The organism is Nocardiopsis valliformis DSM 45023 (assembly GCF_000340985.1).
GTDB lineage: Bacteria > Actinomycetota > Actinomycetes > Streptosporangiales > Streptosporangiaceae > Nocardiopsis > Nocardiopsis exhalans.
The window spans coordinates 194,204-212,793 of the sequence record NZ_ANAZ01000010.1; the positions used below are offsets into that span (position 1 = coordinate 194,204).

The 18,590-nt window shown below is 70.5% G+C and carries 19 protein-coding genes and 1 tRNA gene; 13 read left to right on the top strand and 7 right to left on the bottom strand.

Annotation, left to right across the window (positions count from 1 at the left end; translation table 11 throughout):
• Window positions 1-115 precede the first annotated feature (115 nt).
• Window positions 116-667, top strand: coding sequence for an ATP-binding protein (locus D457_RS0111610; protein WP_017580836.1), 552 nt, complete (start codon window positions 116-118; stop codon window positions 665-667).
• A gap of 261 nt (window positions 668-928) precedes the next feature.
• Window positions 929-1,822, top strand: coding sequence for a bile acid:sodium symporter family protein (locus D457_RS0111615; protein WP_017580837.1), 894 nt, complete (start codon window positions 929-931; stop codon window positions 1,820-1,822).
• 93 nt (window positions 1,823-1,915) lie between these two features.
• Here D457_RS0111615 and D457_RS0111620 read toward each other — a convergent pair whose 3' ends face one another.
• Both D457_RS0111620 and D457_RS0111625 read right to left on the bottom strand, forming a co-directional pair.
• Entirely contained in the window at window positions 1,916-2,563 is a 648-nt protein-coding gene (locus tag D457_RS0111620; RefSeq protein ID WP_017580838.1) for a LuxR C-terminal-related transcriptional regulator, read from the bottom strand.
• Window positions 2,551-3,804, bottom strand: a complete 1,254-nt coding sequence (locus D457_RS0111625; RefSeq protein WP_026116554.1) for a sensor histidine kinase — start codon at window positions 3,802-3,804, stop codon at window positions 2,551-2,553. Before D457_RS0111625 ends, D457_RS0111620 begins: the two co-directional genes overlap by 13 nt.
• Before the next feature lie 204 nt (window positions 3,805-4,008).
• Between D457_RS0111625 and D457_RS0111630 the strand changes: the two genes are divergently transcribed.
• A complete protein-coding gene (locus D457_RS0111630; protein WP_017580840.1) occupies window positions 4,009-4,554 on the top strand; it encodes a DinB family protein in 546 nt (181 codons plus the stop codon).
• Window positions 4,555-4,582: 28 nt separating this feature from the next.
• The gene (locus tag D457_RS32375) at window positions 4,583-5,089 is read left to right on the top strand and encodes a hypothetical protein (protein ID WP_083926735.1); all 507 of its coding nucleotides are present in this window, start codon (window positions 4,583-4,585) and stop codon (window positions 5,087-5,089) included.
• Between the two features lie 64 nt (window positions 5,090-5,153).
• Here D457_RS32375 and D457_RS0111640 read toward each other — a convergent pair whose 3' ends face one another.
• Both D457_RS0111640 and D457_RS0111645 read right to left on the bottom strand, forming a co-directional pair.
• Complete coding sequence (locus D457_RS0111640) at window positions 5,154-5,660, bottom strand: LURP-one-related/scramblase family protein (protein ID WP_017580842.1); 507 nt, start codon at window positions 5,658-5,660, stop codon at window positions 5,154-5,156.
• A gap of 81 nt (window positions 5,661-5,741) precedes the next feature.
• Window positions 5,742-6,233 (bottom strand): MarR family winged helix-turn-helix transcriptional regulator, encoded by a 492-nt coding sequence (locus tag D457_RS0111645; RefSeq protein WP_017580843.1) that lies wholly within the window; start codon window positions 6,231-6,233, stop codon window positions 5,742-5,744.
• 133 nt (window positions 6,234-6,366) lie between these two features.
• Between D457_RS0111645 and D457_RS0111650 the strand changes: the two genes are divergently transcribed.
• Complete coding sequence (locus D457_RS0111650) at window positions 6,367-7,611, top strand: MFS transporter (RefSeq protein WP_017580844.1); 1,245 nt, start codon at window positions 6,367-6,369, stop codon at window positions 7,609-7,611.
• Here the strand turns inward: D457_RS0111650 and D457_RS0111655 are convergent.
• Window positions 7,599-8,564: a DMT family transporter gene (locus tag D457_RS0111655; protein WP_051072919.1), complete on the bottom strand. Its 966-nt coding sequence runs from the start codon at window positions 8,562-8,564 to the stop codon at window positions 7,599-7,601. The two genes, D457_RS0111650 and D457_RS0111655, sit on opposite strands and share 13 nt — an antisense overlap.
• Before the next feature lie 95 nt (window positions 8,565-8,659).
• Between D457_RS0111655 and D457_RS0111660 the strand changes: the two genes are divergently transcribed.
• Window positions 8,660-9,667, top strand: a complete 1,008-nt coding sequence (locus D457_RS0111660) for a LysR family transcriptional regulator (protein ID WP_017580846.1) — start codon at window positions 8,660-8,662, stop codon at window positions 9,665-9,667.
• Window positions 9,664-10,371 carry an exonuclease domain-containing protein gene (locus tag D457_RS0111665; protein WP_017580847.1) on the top strand — a complete coding sequence of 236 codons (708 nt, stop codon included), beginning with the start codon at window positions 9,664-9,666 and terminating at the stop codon, window positions 10,369-10,371. The genes D457_RS0111660 and D457_RS0111665 overlap by 4 nt, the downstream gene beginning before the upstream one ends.
• Before the next feature lie 33 nt (window positions 10,372-10,404).
• Here the strand turns inward: D457_RS0111665 and D457_RS0111670 are convergent, their stop codons facing one another.
• Both D457_RS0111670 and D457_RS0111675 read right to left on the bottom strand, forming a co-directional pair.
• Window positions 10,405-10,905 (bottom strand): DoxX family protein, encoded by a 501-nt coding sequence (locus tag D457_RS0111670; protein WP_017580848.1) that lies wholly within the window; start codon window positions 10,903-10,905, stop codon window positions 10,405-10,407.
• Window positions 10,906-11,162: 257 nt separating this feature from the next.
• Window positions 11,163-11,234: transfer RNA gene (locus tag D457_RS0111675), tRNA-Arg, on the bottom strand.
• Between the two features lie 133 nt (window positions 11,235-11,367).
• Between D457_RS0111675 and D457_RS0111680 the strand changes: the two genes are divergently transcribed.
• The 6 genes from D457_RS0111680 to thrB all read left to right on the top strand — a co-directional run bounded on the left by D457_RS0111680 (window position 11,368) and on the right by thrB (window position 18,211).
• Window positions 11,368-11,766, top strand: a complete 399-nt coding sequence (locus D457_RS0111680) for a response regulator transcription factor (protein ID WP_017580849.1) — start codon at window positions 11,368-11,370, stop codon at window positions 11,764-11,766.
• A complete protein-coding gene (locus tag D457_RS0111685; protein ID WP_017580850.1) occupies window positions 11,763-12,881 on the top strand; it encodes a DALR anticodon-binding domain-containing protein in 1,119 nt (372 codons plus the stop codon). Before D457_RS0111680 ends, D457_RS0111685 begins: the two co-directional genes overlap by 4 nt.
• A gap of 200 nt (window positions 12,882-13,081) precedes the next feature.
• Window positions 13,082-14,467 (top strand): diaminopimelate decarboxylase, encoded by a 1,386-nt coding sequence (lysA, locus tag D457_RS0111690; RefSeq protein WP_017580851.1) that lies wholly within the window; start codon window positions 13,082-13,084, stop codon window positions 14,465-14,467.
• A 73-nt stretch (window positions 14,468-14,540) separates the two neighbouring features.
• The gene (locus D457_RS0111695) at window positions 14,541-15,827 is read left to right on the top strand and encodes a homoserine dehydrogenase (protein WP_017580852.1); all 1,287 of its coding nucleotides are present in this window, start codon (window positions 14,541-14,543) and stop codon (window positions 15,825-15,827) included.
• A gap of 250 nt (window positions 15,828-16,077) precedes the next feature.
• Complete coding sequence (gene thrC, locus D457_RS0111700; RefSeq protein ID WP_193374486.1) at window positions 16,078-17,136, top strand: threonine synthase; 1,059 nt, start codon at window positions 16,078-16,080, stop codon at window positions 17,134-17,136.
• 136 nt (window positions 17,137-17,272) lie between these two features.
• Entirely contained in the window at window positions 17,273-18,211 is a 939-nt protein-coding gene (thrB, locus tag D457_RS0111705; RefSeq protein WP_026116556.1) for a homoserine kinase, read from the top strand.
• The last annotated feature ends 379 nt before the right edge of the window (window positions 18,212-18,590 follow it).

An 18,590-nucleotide genomic window follows, 5' to 3' on the forward strand; every position in this document is an offset into this window, starting at 1 on the left:
GACGATGTGATCGCGTAAGGTCATACCGGTTCGAGCCTCCCTCCTCGGACACTCCAGCAGCCGCCCCCGTTTCGGCTCGCCCGTCCACTGAGCCGCCCCGCCGAAGGAGTCAGCCATGCCCACGCTCGTTGCCGTGCCCACTCTCATCAAGAACGAGGACAGAGTTCTTGAGCGGGTCCCGGACGAGTACCGGCACTACTTCAACGGCCGAGTACCGGTCCCGTTCACCAAACGCCGCTGGGAGTTCAGCGGCGAGCCGGTGAGCGTACCCCTGGTCCGCGCCTTCCTGGAGACCTGCGCGGCCGGGCGGGACTCGGACTACCAGTACGTGCTCACGCTGCTCGGCGCAGAGCTCGCAACCAACGCGATTCGGCACAGTCGCTCGGGGGAGCCGGGCCAGACCTTCGTGGTCCGCGTGGACCGGGGACCGAACGGGCTGACGGTCACCTGTCGGGACAACGGAACCCCCGTCAGCGCGCTCAAGGACGCGGGAGGCCAGCTGTTCGCGTCACCGCCGGAGGAGAGGCTCACCGCCGAGGACGGGCGCGGCCTGGCACTGATCGACAGCTTCGCCACTACCTGGGGCGACAACGGGCACCCCAGTATCCGCAAGGTGTGGTTCCACCTGGCCTACGACATGACTGGCAGCTCCTGGCCCGCCGCCTGACCAGGGGCGAAGGCGCCCCCGCCCTTGCCAGTGCGCGTGACGCATGCCACTATTTCCTACCTACAGGTAACTTTGTGGTGTGGGTCACGGATCGGCGCGATTCCGTCACCCTGCCGGACGTCTCCGGGATGCTCCGGGCGTTTCCGGGACACTCCGGGCGGCACAGGTCACCTGTGCGCAGGCACCGTTCACCGAACGCGGTCCGCGATTGTCCCGACCGCCCGTGCCGCCCTCCCCGCGGCCCGTCCCCCAAGGTGCCCCATGGACTCCGCCCTCACGACGATCGGCCTCCCGATCGCCCTCGGCATCATCATGCTCGGCCTGGGTCTGTCCCTCACCGTCAAGGACTTCACCCGGCTGATCTCCATGCCCTGGACCATCGTCCTGATCCTGGGCTGCCAGATCGTCCTGCTGCCGATCTTCTGTTTCGGCCTGGTCCTGGTCTTCGTCAACTACTTCGACCTCTCACCGCTGCTGGCGGTGGGCATGATGATGATGGCCGCCTCCCCGGGCGGAACCACCGCGAGCCTGTACAGCTACCTGTTCAAGGGCAACGTCGCGCTCAATATCTCCCTGACCGCGATCAACTCGCTCACCGCCATGGTGACCCTGCCGCTGATCACCGGCTTCTCACTCGGCTACTTCACCGAGGGCGGGTCCATCGGGCTCCAGGCCGACAAGATGATCCAGGTCTTCGCGGTCATCCTCGTCCCCGTTGCCATCGGCATGTTCATCCGCGCGAAGATGACCTCCTTCGCCGAACGGATGGAGAAGCCGGTCAAGCTCGGATCCGTCTTCGTCCTCGTCGCCGTCATCGTCGGCGCGATCGCCGCGGAGTGGGCCAACCTGCCGCAGTACATCGTCTCGGTCGGCCTGATGGTCCTCATCTTCAACATCGTGAGCCTGACCATCGGCTACTGGGCCCCGCGCATGGTCGGTACTAAGCGCCCCGAGGCCATCGCCTCCTGTATGGAGATCGGTCTGCACAACACCACCCTGTCGCTGACCATCGCCGTGACGGTTCTCGGCAGCACCGAGATCGCGATCCCCTCGGCGGTCTACGGCGTGCTGATGTTCTTCACGGCGGCCGCCGCCGGGGTCCTGCTGACCCGCCGCGACGTCCGGGAGGCCAAGGCCGAGGCGGAGACCGTGTAGTCGGTCAGCGGTCCCGGCGGGCCGGGTCAGGCACCTGACCCGGCCACGGTGACTTCGAGCCCCGTCCCATCCCCGCTGCCCGGGAGACCCGCCTCAGCTCCGGTGGCTCAGGTAGGTGAGGACCGCTCGGACCCGGCGGTGGCCGGTGTCCGTGGGGGCCAGGTCCAGCTTCTGGAAGATGTTGCCGATGTGCTTGTGCACGGCGTTGTTGGTGACGACGATCCGTTCCGCGATCTCGGTGTTGTCGTGCCCCTCGGCCATGAGGGCGAGCACCTCGCGTTCCCGGGCGGTCAGGGACTCCAGCGGGTCCCGCTCCCTGCGGGCCAGCAGCTGCTGGACGACCGCCGGGTCCATCACCGTGCCGCCCCCGGCCACCTTCCTCAGAGCGTCGACGAACTCGCTCACCCGGCCGACCCGGTCCTTGAGCAGGTACCCCACGCCGCCCTGGCCGTCCGAGAGAAGCTCGCCCGCGTAGTCGCGTTCGACGTACTGGGACAGCACCAGTACCGGCAGGCCGGGGTGGGCGCTGCGGGCGGCGATGGCGGCGTGGATGCCTTCGTCGCGAAAGTCCGGGGGCAGGCGCACGTCCACCAGGGCCAGGTCCGGCCGGTGCCGGTCGACGGCCTCCGCGAAGGCGGGAACGTCCTGGGCCACTGCCACCACTTCGTGGCCGCGGGTGGACAGCAAAAGCTTGAGGCCTTCGGACAACAGCACGTTGTCCTCGGCGATCACGATCCGCACGGAAGCTCCACCCCGATCACCGTCGGTCCGCCCTCGGGGCTGTGCACGGACACACGTCCGTCCAGGGCGGCGACCCTCCTGCGCAGGCCCTGGATCCCGCTTCCGGCGGTCTCGTCGACCCCGCCCCGTCCATCGTCGGTCACGGTCAGCGCCAGCAGATCCCCCTGCTTCCCCTCCGCCCCCGTCATCCCCTCCCGGGAGAGCCGTACCGTCACCGAGTCCGCACCGCTGTGCCGGACCGCGTTGGTGACGGACTCGGTGACCGCGTAGTAGGCGGCGGTCTCCACCGCCACCGGAAGCGTCCCGGGGTCGGTGACGTCCAGTCGCACCGGCAGCGTGGTCCGACCGGCCAGCGCGGCGAGCGCCCCGGGAAGCCCGCGGTCGGCGAGGATGGGCGGATAGATGCCCCGGATGACGTCGCGCAGCTCGGACATGGCCTCCTCCGTGCCCGTGTGGGCCTGTTCCAGGAGAGCGGCGACCGTCGGATCCGCCACCGCCTCCTTCGCCACACCCAGCTGCATCGCGATCGCCACCAGCCGCGCCTGGGTGCCGTCGTGCAGATCGCGTTCGATCCTCCTCAGCTCCGCGCCGTGGGCGTCCACCACGCCGGCCCGGGTGCGCTGGAGCTCGTCGACCCGAGTGGCCAGCTCCTCCCGCCGCTCCCGTTCGGAGGGCGCCAGCAGCCGGACACACAGCCGGGCGTGGAGTCTCGCGGCCGGCGGGACGACCCACACGGTGATCACCGTCCCCGCCACCAGCTGCACGGCGGCGACACCGAGCGCGATCCCCCAACCGTCGATGGGGAGCCCGAACTGCATCGGCTGCAGGTCCGGGGGGAAGGCCCACCACATCAGCATCTGCGCCGGGTTGAGCATCATGCCCGGGCCGAGCAGTCCCAGGAGCCCGAACACCATGCTCACCAGCGCGAACACCGGAGTCCAGAGTAGAAGCCGGAGCATCGCCGGTCTGCGCAGCAGAGCCAGAACGCTCTGCTCCGCGGGCAGGGAGAGTTCGGGGACCTCGACCCGGAGCAGCCTGGCAGCCCGTCCCCGGTTCCAGTCGGCCCATCGGGCCACCAGCCGCAGCCACCTGGGAAACACGAACAGCCCCACCCCGCTGACGGGGATGGTCAACGCCACGACAAGGGTGAACGGAAGCACCAGGAGGGTGAGCATCCCGGCTCCCAACGCCAGCAGCAGGTAGCCGCACGCTCGTAATGCCCGACCCCAGACGTCCCGCATCCCGCACCCCTCGATCTTGTTCGCGTGTCGACCCGGTTTCGTCGACACCGAACAGTCTGGGGTACCGCGATCGTGCCGGACACTACAGCTGGCTACCGGAACCCGGAACCCGGAACCCGGAGCCCGGCCACCGCTCCGTCCGGAGTTGTCCACACCCCGCGGATCACCCTCCCGTTCGTCGCTGTTACGGCGCAGACTGCAAGCATGAGCCAGATCCCGCCGCAGAACTTCGCGGGTGTGTGGCCCGCCGACGACCGTCCCGCCCCGCCCCGGGTAGGGACGGAGGCCGAGGTCCTCACCGCCTACCTCGACTGGCACCGCACCACCCTGGAGGCCAAGTGCGAAGGGCTGAGCCCCGAGCAGCTCTCCGCGCGGGCCGTCCCCACCTCCGCCCTCAGCCTGCACGGGCTGGTCCGCCACCTGGCAGGGGTGGAGCGCTGGTGGTTCCGGATCCAGTTCGCGGGGGAGGACCTGCCGTTGCTGTACTACGCCGACGACGACCCCGACCAGGACTTCGACGACCTCGGCGGGGACCCGGCCGAGGCCTTCGCGACCTGGCGGGCCGAGGTGGACCGGTCCCGGGAGATCGTCGCGGCGGCGGGAACGCTGGACGCGGCGGGGATGGAGTCACGCTCCGGCGAGCCCATCCAACTCAGGTCGGTCCTGGTGAAACTCATCGCCGAGTACGCCCGTCACAACGGTCACGCCGACCTGCTGAGAGAGAGCATCGACGGCGCTACCGGAGTGTGACCGACCCCCGAGAGGAAGGCGGAGCCCCGTGCCCGCAGACCCCCCGACCCGTCCACCGATCCACCACCCGTTACCTGACGCGCTCCCCCTGACCCGCGCCGTGCCTCGCCTGTACGGCAGGATCATCCGACAGGGCTGCGGCGGAAAATTCGCCGTGGTGTGGGCGGAGGCCCTGCCACTCGGGCCCGGCCGTAGCGGGGTCGAGATCGTCGATGAGGTGACCCACCGGGTGGAGGGCGACAGCTTCCCCGAGGAGTACCTGGAGGCCCTGGGCGACGGTGTGCACAGATCCTGGACGCTCGGCGACGGGCCCAGACCGGCCTACTCCGCCCGTATCCGCGTCACCGACGCCCGCTGGCACCCCGTGGACTCCAACCCGATTTCCTTCAGGGCGGTCGGCGAGTACCTGGCAGCCGAGATCACCGCCTGCCTGGGTGAAGGCCGCGCGCCCCGCCCGCTGATGCTGCCCGGGACCCGCCCACCGTTGCCCTGGGAACGCGAACTGCTCCACCCCGAGCATGGCGGCGCGCCCTGACCTCGCCGAGCTTCGGCGCTGGGGGCGTCCCAGCCCGGTACGGAAGGGGGAGCGGAGCAACGGCCTAGCTGTCGTCGCCGTCGTCGTTGGTGAGGGCGTCGACCGCCACCGCCACGCTGATGACCAGGGCCGGGTCACCCGCGATGTCCTTGCGATGGGTGTTGACGTCCACCGCGTAGGTGTCGCGCATCCGGAACCACTTGCGGGAGACCACCGCGACGGTTCCCTCCTTGTCGCCGATCGAGTACTCCTTGTCGAAGAAGCTCCCGACCACCTCCCAGTCGGGGCCGCCCCTGACCTCCACGGCGAGCTTGTCCCGGAGGGGATTGAACAGCCTCTTGCGGACGGTCGCGACGGTCTTGCCGTCGTGCTCCACCCGCATCTGGTCGCGGACCTTGAAGAGCTTCTTGCGGATCACCATGAGGACTTCGCCCTTGGGATCCTTGAGCTCGAAGGTGGTGCGCACCCGCAACGCCTTGCCGTCCACCCAGAACACCTTGGCGCCCTGTTCGTCGGTCACCCAGAAATCGTCGCCGATGTCGAACACGCGTTCACGTACCAAGAACTTCATGACCTGACGCTATCCGGCCCCGACCCCGGCCACCAGAACCACGGTTGTGCGGGATCCCTCGCCTCGCCGCGCTCTGGGCGGTCAGGTCGCGGGCTGGGCCGGTTCCTGTTCCCGTGCGACCTGCCCCGGCTCCGGGGTGAGCTCGCGCAGGGCGCCCACCAGCGGGGCGAGTTCAGGTGTCTGCGCCGCCTCGTCCAGAGCCTGGCGCAGTACCTCGTCGTGGGTGGGCCGGGCCCGGGTGAGGAGCTCCATTCCGGCGGGGGTCAGCTCCGTGTAGATCCCGCGCCGGTCATCGGCGCACAGGATGCGGGTGAGCAGCCCTCGATCCTCCAGTCGGGTGACCAGACGGGTGGTGGCGCTGTTGGACAGCGCGGCGGCGCGGGCGAGCTGTCGCATCCTCATGTGCCAGCCGTCCTGCCGGTTCAGGGCGTCCATGACGGTGTACTCCACGACGGAGATCCCGTGTTCCGACTGGAGTGCGCGCTCCAGGGCGGTCTCGATGAGTCCGTGGACGGCGGCGAGCGTTCGCCATCCGTGCGCGCGGATCTCTACGGCGTCGTCGGCGATCCCCATGGACGCCCCACCTCCTCGTGGCTGGTCACACATCATCTTAGCTTGCGCATGTAGAACGCGCATGCAACTATTTCTGTTGCGTGTGCAACTAGTGCACGCGCAACTACCCTTCTCTCTCCGAGGAATACTCCTCATGCCGCTCGCGCTCTACGCCCTCGCCATCGGGGGCTTCGGTATCGGACTCACCGAATTCGTCATCATGGGTCTGCTGCCCGAGGTCGGCGCCGACTTCGGGGTCACACCCACCGTCGCCGGGTACCTCATCTCCGGCTACGCCCTCGCCGTCGCGGTCGGCGGGGTCGGCCTGACCGCGCTGCTCAACCGGGTGGACCGCAAACGCGCCCTGCTCCTGCTGATGGTGCTGTTCATCGCGGGCAACCTGACCTCCGCGCTCGCGCCCACCTACGAGGTCATGCTCGCCGGACGCATCCTCGCGGCCCTGTGCCACGGTGCGTTCTTCGGGATCGGCGCGGTCCTGGCCGCCGGGCTGGTCCCCGTGCACCGCAAGGCCGCCGCGATCTCGATCATGTTCGCCGGGCTCACCACCGCCACGGTCCTCGGCGTGCCCTTCGGGACCTTCCTCGGCCAGGCCTTCGGCTGGCGCTCCACCTTCTGGGCCATCACCGTGATCGGCGTGGTCGCCTTCGCGGGTATCACCGCCCTGGTCCCGGCCACCAAGACCGCCGCCACCTCGGCTGTGCCCGCTGCTCAGGGCGCCACCAGCGCGACCGAAGCCGCTCCGTCGGCCTCCGCGCCCAGCCTGCGCACCGAACTCTCCGCCTTCCGCAGTACCCAGGTCTGGTTCTCCCTGGTGGCCACCGTCCTCGGCTTCGGCGGCATGTTCGGCGGGTTCACCTACATCGCCTTCACCCTCACCGAGGTGAGCGGATTCGCCGCCACCGCCGTGCCCTGGCTCCTGGTGCTCTTCGGCGTGGGCCTCTTCGCCGGCAACATCCTCGGCGGGCGCGCCGCCGACCGGAACCTCGGCCGGACCCTGTTGGTGCTCTTCGCCCTGCTCACCCTGGTCCTGGCCGGCTTCGCACTGGTCGCACACCTCAAGTGGGCCGCCCTGGTGGCCCTGTTGCTCATGGGCTTCGTCGGTTTCGCGACGGTGCCGGGGCTCCAGATGCGCATTATGGACTTCGCCGCCAAGGCCCCCACGCTCGCCTCGGGCGCCAACATCGCCGCGTTCAACGTCGGCAACGCCCTGGGCGCCTGGGCCGGGGGTCTCGGCCTGACCGCCGGTCTGGGCTACACCTCGCCCTTGTGGGCGGGCGCCCTGATCACTCTGGTGGGGCTGGCCGTGATCGCGGTCGCGGTGCGCCTGCGCGGAGGGGAGTACGCCCGCCCCGCCCTGAAGCCGGTTCAGGTGCTCTGACCGGACCGGGGACTTCGCCGCTGGGACAGCCAGATCGCCAGAACCACCAGCACGCAGCCCGCCAGTTGGACGGGGGTCACCCGCTCACCCAGGAAGACAGCGGCCATGGCCACCGCCAGGACCGGCGGGAGCACGAGGATCGCCGCGCCCGTGCTCGCGGGCAGCCGGGGCAGTGCCGAGCCGACCAGCAGCCAGGTCAGCACCTGCCCGGTCAGTGCCAACAGCGCCAGCCACATCCAGGCCCGCGCGTCCAGTGACGCCAGGTCGATCCCGCTCCACAGCGCACCCAGCACACCCGCGGCCAACGTCGCGGCGGCGGTGGAGACGCACACCGGGGTCACCGTGTGCCCCTGGCCGCCCGCGAGTCGGGACAGGAAGAGGTACCCGGCGTAGGTGGCCCCGGCCGCGCAGCCGTAGGCCAGGCCGAGCCACGGGTCACCGTCGGGAACCGCGCCGGTGCTCCCGGCCGGGTTGAACACCCCGGCGGTCAGGGCGACCCCGGCCAGCATCACCGGTACCGCCAGCAGCAACCGCAGCGGTGCGCGGTCTCCCAGGAACACCCACGCCAGCAGAGGGAAGGCCACCACCTGGATATTGAGCAGGACGGTCGCCATCCCCGCGCCCACGTGCTGGATGCTCGCCGCCCAGAACACGTAGTCCACGCCGAGCAGCAGCCCCGCCGCCGCGTCCAGGCCCAGTAGCCGCCGCGCCCGCGGGCCGATCCGGCGGAGTTCGGCGGCGGCCATCGGGACCAGCAGGAACAGTGCGAGCCCGCACCGTAGGAAGGCGGCGGTTCCCGTGTTGGCCCCCGAGAGCTTGACGAACACACCCGTCGCGGAGGTGCAGCCCGAACCCGCCACGGCCAAGGCCACGGGGTTGATCCGGTCCAACACCGAACCCTGTCGGGGCTCCCGTTTCGTCTCCGTGCTCGCCACCGACTCCGCGTTCCTCACCGTCGCTCCCATCGTTTTCCTGAGAACCAGCCTGCCGCCCACAACCCAGAAACAAAAGCGATGATTTGTCTGACGTACTCGGTAGCATTACTGATGTGTTCAGCATCGAACGACTGAGGGCGTTGGCCGCCGTGCGGACCCACGGCTCCATCGCGCGCGCGGCGAGGGTTCTGCACCTCACCCCTTCGGGGATGTCCCAGCAGCTCGCCAAACTGGAGCGGGAGGTGGGCCAGCGACTGCTCGAACCCGACGGTCGGACCGTGCGGCTCACCCACGCTGGCCGGGTTCTGGCCGGGCACGCCGACCGGGTGCTCGCCCAGGTTGCCGAGGCGCAGACCGACCTGGCCGCCCTGGAGAGTCAGATCCTCGGGCCGCTGCGCCTGGGCGGTGTGGGCAGCGCGGTGCGCACCCTGCTTCCGGGCGCGCTGTCCGCCCTGCTCGCCGAACATCCCCGACTGACCCCCACGGTCCGCGACGGAGAGGTGGTGTCCCTGCTGCCGCCGCTGCTGCGCGGGGAACTGGACCTGGTCATGGCCGAGAGCTGGTCCAGCCGCCCGGTCGCGCTCCCCGCGGGGGTCCGTACTGTGCGGCTCCTGGACGAGCGGGTGTGCCTGGCCCTGCCCTCCGGCCACCCCTTCGGCGACCGGGACACGGTCGATCTCGCCGACTTCGTGGCCCCGGGTTCCCAAGCCCCCACCGAGTTGCCGTGGGCGAGCTGCCCGGCGGGCACCGAACCCTATGAGGCGATCCTCCAGGCCCTGCGCGCCCGGGGCGTGGAGCCCGACATCAGGTACACGCTCGCCGAGATCCCCTCCCAGCTGGAGCTGGTGGCCTCCGGGCTCGCCATGGCGCTCGTCCCGGACCTGGGCCGGCGTACCGCACCCGAAGGTGTGCGGTTCCTGCCCACGGAACCGCCGCTTCGTAGGACCATCGAGGCGGTGTGGCGGGCCGACGCCGAGACCCCGGCGATCCGCGCCTGCGTCACCGCGCTCACCGACATCACCAGTAGGACCGACAGCGGTACCAGCAGCACCAGCGCCACCATCGAAAGCAGCGCCGCCGGCGCCGACCACACCACCGCACCGAACAGAGGAAGCACGTGAACACTCCCTGGCACACCCGGCCCATGGCCGCCTTCGACATCGAGACCACCGGCCTGGACGTCGAGGGGGACCGGATCGTCACCGCCGCCCTGTGGCGCATCGACCCCGGGCGGGGCGCCAAGGAGGTCACCACCTGGTTGGCCGATCCCGGGATCGAGATCCCGGCGGAGGCCGCCGAGATCCACGGCGTCACCACCGAGCAGGCCCGTGCCGAGGGCCGTCCCGCGGCCGAGGTGGTCACCGAGATCGCCGCCGCGCTGGAGGCCGTCACCGCCGACGGCATGCCCGTGGTGGTCTATAACGCCCCCTACGACCTCACCCTCCTGGACCGCGAGATCGCGCTCCACCGCCCGGGTGCGCCGCTGGGCGCCCAGCCCCTGGTGGTGGACCCGTTCGTCCTGGACAAGCATGTGGACACCTACCGCCGGGGCTCCAGGAAGCTGGTCGACGTCTGCGCCCACTACGACGTCCCCCTCGCCCAGGAGGAGGCGCACGGGGCGGCTGCCGACGCCCTGGCCGCCGCGCGCCTGGCCTGGCGGATCGCCGCCGCCCACCCCGAGATCGCGGAGATGTCCGCCGAGGACCTGCACCGGGCTCAGGTCAAGTGGAAGGCCGAGCAGTCCGCCAGCTTCCAGGAGTACCTGCGCCGCCGGAACCCCGAAGCCGTGGTCGACGGCACCTGGCCGATGATCCCCGCCACCTGATCTGACCGCTCCTGGCCGAGACCGCGGCCACGGTCACGCCCGCGGCACGGGTTGTCGTTCCGCGGGCGCCTGCCGACGACGGCCGCGCCGGACACGCACGTAGTGGGCGAGGACCGTGGTGGCCGCCGCCACGAACACCACCTGCATGGCGGTGCGGACGGGCAGGCTTTCGGTGAGGCCGGTCGAGACCCCCTCGGTGATGGCGTACACGTTGGCCGGGAACATCGCCACCAGCATCAGGGCCAGCCCCGCGGCCGCCCAGGGCGCGGTGCGGTGCCACAGCAGTCCGGCGGCCCCCGCGAGTTCGAGGACCCCGGTGACGGTGACCAGGAGCTCCGGTGCGGGCAGGGACGGGGGGACCATGGCGATCAGGGTGTCCCGCAGTCCCACGAAATGCGCTATGCCGGTCATGGTGAACATGGCGGCCAGCCCGCCGCGCAGCGCCACCGGCCAGGGCCGCAGGCGCCGGAAGCCCAGCAGTCCCAGCACCGTCAGGAGCGCGGTGGTGCCGACCAGGGTGATCAGGGGTGCCATGACTGCTCTCCCTCTCCAACTCTCTGCGGCCCTCTCCGGGCCAGCAAATCTTTCCACTGGAAAGTCAACGCGAAACGCCCCCATCTTGTCAATGGAAAGATTCAGTGGGCAGGGCGTATCCGACTGCCAGGACAGGCCGAAACAAGGAAAAAGAGAGGCCGGGGAGGCCTGGGGGAGCAGTGGGGCCCAACAGTCGAGAAGTCACCGGAAAGCAGAAAAGGCACCCCGTAGGATGCCTTTTTGCTGCGTTTTCGCTGTGCCCCCAGGAGGATTCGAACCTCCGCACCCGGCTCCGGAGGCCGGTGCTCTATCCCCTGAGCTATGGGGGCGCGCTGCTGCGTGAACAACTGTAGCAGGGGTTGTGGGTCGGTCGACCACTCCTCCGGGGCACACGCCGCCCGACACCGCCCGATACTGGATTCCAGTGGTGCCGCCGCGCTCGGCGGCGGTAGTGTCACGGTCGTGAACGCCCTTCCCACACGGGTTCTCGTCGTCGAGGACGACGAGGTGATCCGCGAACTCATCCGCCTGAACCTCGAATTGGAGGGGTTCGAGGTGTTCACCGCCATGGACGGTCAGGACTGCCTGGACCGCGTGGGTCACGTCGAACCCGACGTGATCACCATGGACGTGATGATGCCCCGGCTCGACGGCTGGTCCACGGTCGAGCGCCTGCGCTCGGACGGTTACGACCGCCGCATCGTCATGGTGACCGCCCGAGCCCAGGCCGACGACCGCAGACGCGGGGAGCGGATCGGGGTGGACGACTACCTGACCAAGCCCTTCGACCCCGACGAACTGGTCGACCTGATCCGTGCCCTCCTGGGGGAGGGCGACGGCGGGATCGGGGGCACGGCGTGACCCCACGCGGGCTGGAAGCGGTCCTGCGGCGCGCCGCCCTGCGCGCCTTCGACCTGTCCGAGGCGGACGTCCCCTTCGTGTGGCCGCGCAACGACCACGCGGCCGACGGGGCCGACGCCGCCGTCGCCCTGGCCCCCCGCCTGGTCTGCCGGGTCCGCGACACCCTCCCCAAGGGCCGGGAGGACAGCCACCGGCGCGTGGTTTGCGAGCGGATCTCCGACGAGGTCGACGCGATGGCCGAGGAGGGCGAGCCCGACGCCGGGTTCGCGCGGGTCCTCGCGGACAAGCGCGGCTTCACCAACGTCACCTTCACCTGCGAGCAGCGCCAGAGCCTGCTCCGCGCCGCCGCCGACGGGCCGCGCTACCTCACCGGCCGTCCCTGGACCGGGACGGGGGAGTGGCCCCGCTCCGAACTGCACGAGGCCGGGCCCCTGGCCCAGGCCCGCCGGTACGCCCGCGCCGACGCCCGGGCCCGTATCGCCCTGGCCGTGGGTGAGCAGGCCCCACCGCCCGGCCCCGAGGGCGAGGCCTCCTGGCGGGACCGCTACCTGGACACCGACCACGCCGAACTGTTCACCCCCGCGGGCCGCGTGCTGGGTCGGATCGGGGAGGACAGCGCCCGCGTGGCCTTCTGCCGCTCGCTACCCGAACACCCCCGCGAGAGCGAGACCACCGGGCGCGACCTGCCGGTCCTGCCCTCGGCGGACAAACCCGGGGCCTGGGTCCGGCTCACCGACGCCAACCCCGCTTTCCGGCTGCGCTACGCCCACGCGCACGCCCTGAGCAGCCTGCGCTGGGCGGACCGGACCCCCGCCCCAGGCGCGCGCGGCTGCCACCACGGGCATGGGGCGAAGGTGCGCGGACTCCTCTTCGACGGCCCCAGCGTCCTGGACACCGCGGCCCGCCGAGAGGAACCCCATATCCTGGTCAGATACCTGGAGGCGCTGACCAGTGCCTACGATGAGTGGCGGACGGGTTCCACCACTGCCGCCGAACCGGCCCAGGGGCCGGAGCCGACGTGGGCCGCCCTCGACCCGGCGCTGCCCGCCGCCGTCGCCGGTGTGATCGGCACCGGACTCTTCCTGCTCGGGGTGTCAGCGCCCACAAGGCTGTAGACACCCCTGCTGCCGCGGGCCCACACCACGGGCCCGTCCGCGGATCCGTACCGCGGACCCGATGGGACCAGCCCAACCCCTGTGTTCCGATCGGCTTAGTGGACAATGAGTACCGGAACATGCCCCGGTCGCCTTCCCACGCCGACCGCCGGTCAACACAGCACAGCCAGAACTATCGAAGTCCCAGCCGAAAGACCGTCATGAGCCGCTACGCCCACCCCGCCGGATCCCGCCACGCGGAGGTCCTGCCGGAGGAGAACCCGCCGCTGCCGCCCGAGGACCTCAACGCGCTGAACCCGCGGGTCTGGCCCGCCACCGCGCGTCGCTCGAACGGTGAGGTCACCGTCGGCGGCGTCGGCGTGCGCGCCCTCGCCGCCGAGTACGGCACCCCGCTCTTCGTCATGGACGAGGAGGACTTCCGCGCCCGGGCCCGTGACTACGCCAACGCCTTCACCGACGCCGACGTCTACTACGCGGGCAAGGCCCTGCTGACCAAGGCCGTCGCCCGTTGGGTGGTCGAGGAGGGGCTCAAGCTCGACGTCTGCTCCGGCGGCGAACTGGCCGTGGCCCTGGCTGCCGAGGTCCCCACCGACCGCATCGCCATGCACGGCAACAACAAGTCGGTGGCCGAGCTGCGCCGCGCCGTGGAGGCCGGGGTCGGCCGGATCATCCTGGACTCCCTGGACGAGATCGACCGCCTGGAGGCCGTGGCCGCCGAGTCCGGCGCCCGCCCCAAGGTGCTCATCCGGGTCACCACCGGTGTGGAGGCGCACACCCACGAGTTCGTGGCCACCGCGCACGACGACCAGAAGTTCGGCTTCGCGCTGAGCACCGGCGCCGCCGCCGAGGCGGTCCGCCGCGTCCTGGCCGCCGAGCACCTGGAGCTGGTCGGCCTGCACTCGCACATCGGCTCGCAGATCTTCGACACCTCGGGCTTCGAGGTCGCCGCCCGTCGCCTCACCAAGTTCCTCACCCGGATCCACGAGGAACTGGACGTCACCCTCGCCGAACTCGACCTCGGCGGCGGCCTGGGCATCGCCTACACCGCCGGTGACGACCCGCTCGACCCCAAGACCATCGCGGCCAGCCTCACCGCCATCGTGCTCCGCGAGTGCACCGACGCGGGGCTGCCCATGCCGCGCATCGCGGTCGAGCCGGGCCGGGCCGTGGCCGGTCCGGCCGGGATCACCGTCTACGAGGTCGGTACCGTCAAGGACGTCGAGGGCATCCGCACCTACGTCAGCGTCGACGGCGGCATGAGCGACAACATCCGTACCGCCCTGTACGGCTCGGAGTACACCGGCCAGCTGGTGTCCCGGGAGAGCGACGCCGAGCCGATGCTCTCCCGCCTGGTCGGCAAGCACTGCGAGAGCGGTGACATCATCGTGCACGACCTCTACCTGCCCGCCGACCTGCGGCCGGGTGACCTGGTGGCGGTCGCCGCCACGGGTGCTTACTGCTACTCCATGGCGAGCAACTACAACCACCTGCCCCGCCCCGCCATGGTGGCGGTCCGGGACGCGAACGCACGGGTGATCGTGCGCAGGGAGAACGAGGAGGACCTCCTCCGCCTCGACGTAGGCTGAACCGTCCGCACCGCGGGCGCCGCACCGGTGCCCGGCAGGGTTCGGACACGAGAGAAGTGGGAGTCACGCCCAAATGGCGATGAAGGTGGCGCTGCTCGGATGCGGCGTTGTGGGTTCGGAAGTCGTCCGCCTGGTCAACGAGCAGTCCGGGGAACTGGCCGCGCGGATCGGCACGCCGATCGAGATCGGCGGCATCGCGGTCCGCCGGCTGGACCGCGACCGCGGCGTCGACCCGGCGCTGCTGACCACCGACGCCACGGCGCTGGTCACCCGCCCGGACATCGACGTCGTGGTGGAGGTCATCGGCGGGATCGAACCGGCCCGTTCGCTGATGCTCGCCGCGATCAAGGCGGGCAAGTCCGTGGTGACGGCCAACAAGGCCCTGCTCGCTGAGGACGGTCAGACACTTCAGGCCGCGGCCCGCGACGCCGGGGTCGACCTGTACTACGAGGCGTCCGTGGCGGGTGCGATCCCGCTGCTGCGCCCGCTGCGCGACTCCCTGGCCGGGGACCGGGTCAACCGGGTCCTGGGCATCGTCAACGGCACCACGAACTACGTGCTGGATCGGATGGACTCCCTGGGGGCCGGGTTCACCGAGTCACTGGAGGAGGCACAGGCCCTCGGGTACGCCGAGGCCGACCCGACCGCCGACGTCGAGGGCTTCGATGCCGCCGCCAAGGCCGCGATCCTGGCCCGGCTGGCCTTCCATACCCAGCGGGTCACCGCCGCTGACGTCCACCGCGAGGGCATCACCGGGGTGTCGGCCGCCGACATCGCCAGCGCCCGCGCGATGGGCTGCGTCGTCAAACTCCTGGCGATCTGCCAGCGCTCCGAGGACGGCGAGTCGGTGGGCGTGCGCGTCCACCCGGTGATGCTTCCGGTCGAGCACCCGCTGGCCAGCGTCAAGGAGGCCTACAACGCGGTGTTCGTGGAGGCTGAGTCGGCCGGTCGCCTGATGTTCTACGGAGCCGGGGCCGGCGGCACGCCCACCGCCAGCGCCGTCCTGGGCGACATCGTGGCGGTGACCCGCAACCGCCTGGCGAACACGTCGGTGGGGGAGGGCGCTCACGACACCGGTCTGCCGGTGCACGACATGGGTCAGACCATCACCAGCTACCACGTGGCGCTGGACGTGGCCGACCGCCCCGGTGTGCTCTCCAAGGTCGCCGAGATCTTCGCCGACCACGGGGTGTCCATCAAGAACGTGCGCCAGGAGGGGACCGGGGACGACGCCCAGCTCGTGCTGGTCAGCCACCCCGCCCCGGACTCCGCGCTGAGCAGCACCGTCGAGGAGCTCAGCGTGCACCCGATGGTCCGCGACGTCGCCAGCGTCATGCGCGTGGAGACCTTCCAGGAGTAGCTGGACCCCGCCGGGGCCCGTGTGCGCACGGGCCCCGGCGCCCGGTCAGGACGACGGTCGGGAAATCCACCGGATGTCCACATGGTGAGAAAATTATGCCCGGGATGCAAGACGACTCGGGCAGGGTCATAGACTCGTAGCAGGTGGGGGCGGATCGCCTCCGCGACGCCCCACCCGCATCCCGCGCGCGCCGAGTCCGGCCGCGCGTCAAGCGCAACCGCATCCACCCGAAAGGGACACCGTCGTGAGCATGGCACGGGCGTGGCGAGGCATCGTCGAGGAGTACCGCGACCGCCTTCCCGTCAACGAGAACACCCCCGTCGTCACCCTCCAGGAGGGCGGCACCCCCCTGCTGCCTGCCACGCGCGTATCCGAACTCACGGGATGCGAGGTCCTCCTCAAGGTCGAGGGCCTCAACCCCACGGGTTCGTTCAAGGACCGCGGTATGACGATGGCCATCACCAAGGCCGCCGAGGACGGCGCCAAGGCGGTCATCTGCGCCTCCACCGGCAACACCAGCGCCAGCGCCGCGGCCTACGCCATCCGCGCCGGCATGACCTGCGCCGTGCTGGTGCCCCAGGGCAAGATCGCCATGGGCAAGCTCGCCCAGGCCCTCGTGCACGGCGCCCGCCTGCTCCAGGTCGACGGCAACTTCGACGACTGCCTGGAACTGGCCCGCAAGCTCAGCGTCGACTACCCCGTCGCCCTGGTGAACTCGGTCAACCCCTACCGCCTCCAGGGGCAGAAGACCGCCGCCTTCGAGATCGTGGACGCCCTCGGCGACGCCCCGGACATCCACTGCATCCCCGTCGGCAACGCGGGCAACATCACCGCCTACTGGATGGGCTACACCGAGTACGCCAAGGACGGGATCTCCACCAAGGCCCCGCGCATGCTCGGCTTCCAGGCCAGCGGTTCCGCCCCGATCGTCAACGGCGCACCGGTCACCAACCCGAGCACCATCGCCACCGCGATCCGCATCGGCAACCCGGCTTCCTGGAAGCTCGCCGAACAGGCCCGCGACGAGTCCGGCGGCCTCATCGACAAGGTGACCGACCGCCAGATCATGGCCGCCTACAAGCTCCTCGCCGCTGAGGAGGGCGTGTTCGTCGAACTCGCCTCCGCCGCGAGCGTGGCCGGGCTCCTCCAGGCCGTCGAGGCCGGGCAGGTCCCCAAGGGCAGCCGGATCGTGTGCACCGTGACCGGGAACGGCCTCAAGGACCCCGATTGGGCGCTGGCCGGAGCCTCCTCCGCCACCACCGTCCCCGTCGACGCCCAGGCCGCCGCCAAGGCCCTCGACCTCGTCTAGCCGACCCCTGCCGACCACCGGATGATCTTGCTACCAGAGGCGCGGTGCCTCTGGAACCCAAGGCGCCGATTTCGCCTCTGGTAGCAAGATCATCGCCTGTATGGAGCCCACTGTGACCTCTCTGCGCCCCGACCGGGTGTCCGTCCGGGCACCGGCGACCAGCGCCAACCTCGGCCCGGGCTTCGACGCCCTCGGGTTGGCCATCCAGCTGTACAACGAGTTCGACGTCGCGGTCCGCGCCGACGGCGAGCTCCGCATCCGGGTCGAGGGGGAGGGTTCGGGCGAGGTGCCGCTCGACCGGCGCCACCTCGTCGTCCGGGCCATGCACGAGGCCTTCGAACGGGTCGGGGAGGAACTGCCCGGCCTGGACCTGCACTGCGTGAACCGCATTCCGCACGCCCGGGGCCTGGGCTCGTCCTCGTCGGCGATCGTCGGCGGGGTCGCCGCGGCCGCCGCGCTGCTGGGCCGCACCGGACCCCAGGGTGGGCCGGACCGGGACTGGATCTACCAGATCGCCGCGGACATCGAGGGCCACCCGGACAACGTGGCCCCGTGCGTCTACGGCGGCTACACCGTGGCCTACCGCGACGGCGACTCCTGGGGTGCCGCCCGGCTCACCCCCCACGCGCGGATCCTGCCCGTGCTGTGCGTGCCGGGGTGGAAGCTGTCCACCGAACGCGCCCGCGGGCTCCTGCCCGAAACCGTCTCCCATGCCGACGCAGCCTTCAACGCGGGCCGTGCCGCGCTGATGACGGCGGCCGTTTGTGGCCAACCCGAATCCCTGTACGCGGCCACTGAGGATCGGCTACACGAGGTCTACCGGGCCCCCGCGATGCCCCGAACCCTGGACCTCATCGCTGACCTGCGTCAACATGGGGAACTTCCGGCCGTGGTCTCCGGTGCGGGGCCCACGGTGCTCGTGCTGTGCTCGGTTCCGGAGGGTTCGGCGCGGGAGGATTCACCGGAAATCGTCCGGCAGATTGATTTGATCCGTCAGCGGGCGGGTAATGATTGGGACATACGCCCCCTGCACATCGAGCCGGCGGGGGTGCGGACCCCATCTCCCCATCCGTAGCATCTGTGTCGAGGAATAGCCGTGGCCTCTGGTGATGTTAGGCTGGGTGAAGCACCAGATGCCCCGTTGCGGGGCGTGTGCTCATCCGCCACAACGGCTTCCGCGTCCCATAATCCGGCGGTCCGATCTCTCGACCTGTCGGAAGCGGTGGCCCAAGTGTCGAGTCAGCGGGATCCCCGCTGTGCCCACGTCTCCACAGTCCACTCCTCCTTGGATGAGTGTGTCAGCGCGGTCGACGGGCATCACCTCCGAGCCATCCGCCCCGACGTCTGGCTGTACCCAGAGCCCGCCGCGATTGGGTAGGGGACCGTTTTCGCCGGTTTCCAACATCCACGTGGGGCACGCCCTACCCGGCCCCTGCCGGTTCGCACCATCGGGC

Bases quoted from the DNA above. Each gene is read 5' to 3' on its own strand.
- D457_RS0111670 (WP_017580848.1), bottom strand. From the start codon at position 10,905: ATGGCACCCCTGATCACCCTGGTCGGCACCACCGCGCTCCTGACGGTG.
- D457_RS0111625 (WP_026116554.1), bottom strand. From the start codon at position 3,804: ATGCGGGACGTCTGGGGTCGGGCATTACGAGCGTGCGGCTACCTGCTG.
- D457_RS0111630 (WP_017580840.1), top strand. From the start codon at position 4,009: ATGAGCCAGATCCCGCCGCAGAACTTCGCGGGTGTGTGGCCCGCCGAC.
- thrC (WP_193374486.1), top strand. From the start codon at position 16,078: ATGGCACGGGCGTGGCGAGGCATCGTCGAGGAGTACCGCGACCGCCTT.
- D457_RS0111695 (WP_017580852.1), top strand. From the start codon at position 14,541: ATGGCGATGAAGGTGGCGCTGCTCGGATGCGGCGTTGTGGGTTCGGAA.
- D457_RS0111645 (WP_017580843.1), bottom strand. From the start codon at position 6,233: ATGGGGATCGCCGACGACGCCGTAGAGATCCGCGCGCACGGATGGCGA.
- D457_RS0111610 (WP_017580836.1), top strand. From the start codon at position 116: ATGCCCACGCTCGTTGCCGTGCCCACTCTCATCAAGAACGAGGACAGA.
- D457_RS0111650 (WP_017580844.1), top strand. From the start codon at position 6,367: ATGCCGCTCGCGCTCTACGCCCTCGCCATCGGGGGCTTCGGTATCGGA.
- lysA (WP_017580851.1), top strand. From the start codon at position 13,082: ATGAGCCGCTACGCCCACCCCGCCGGATCCCGCCACGCGGAGGTCCTG.
- D457_RS0111640 (WP_017580842.1), bottom strand. From the start codon at position 5,660: ATGAAGTTCTTGGTACGTGAACGCGTGTTCGACATCGGCGACGATTTC.
- D457_RS0111615 (WP_017580837.1), top strand. From the start codon at position 929: ATGGACTCCGCCCTCACGACGATCGGCCTCCCGATCGCCCTCGGCATC.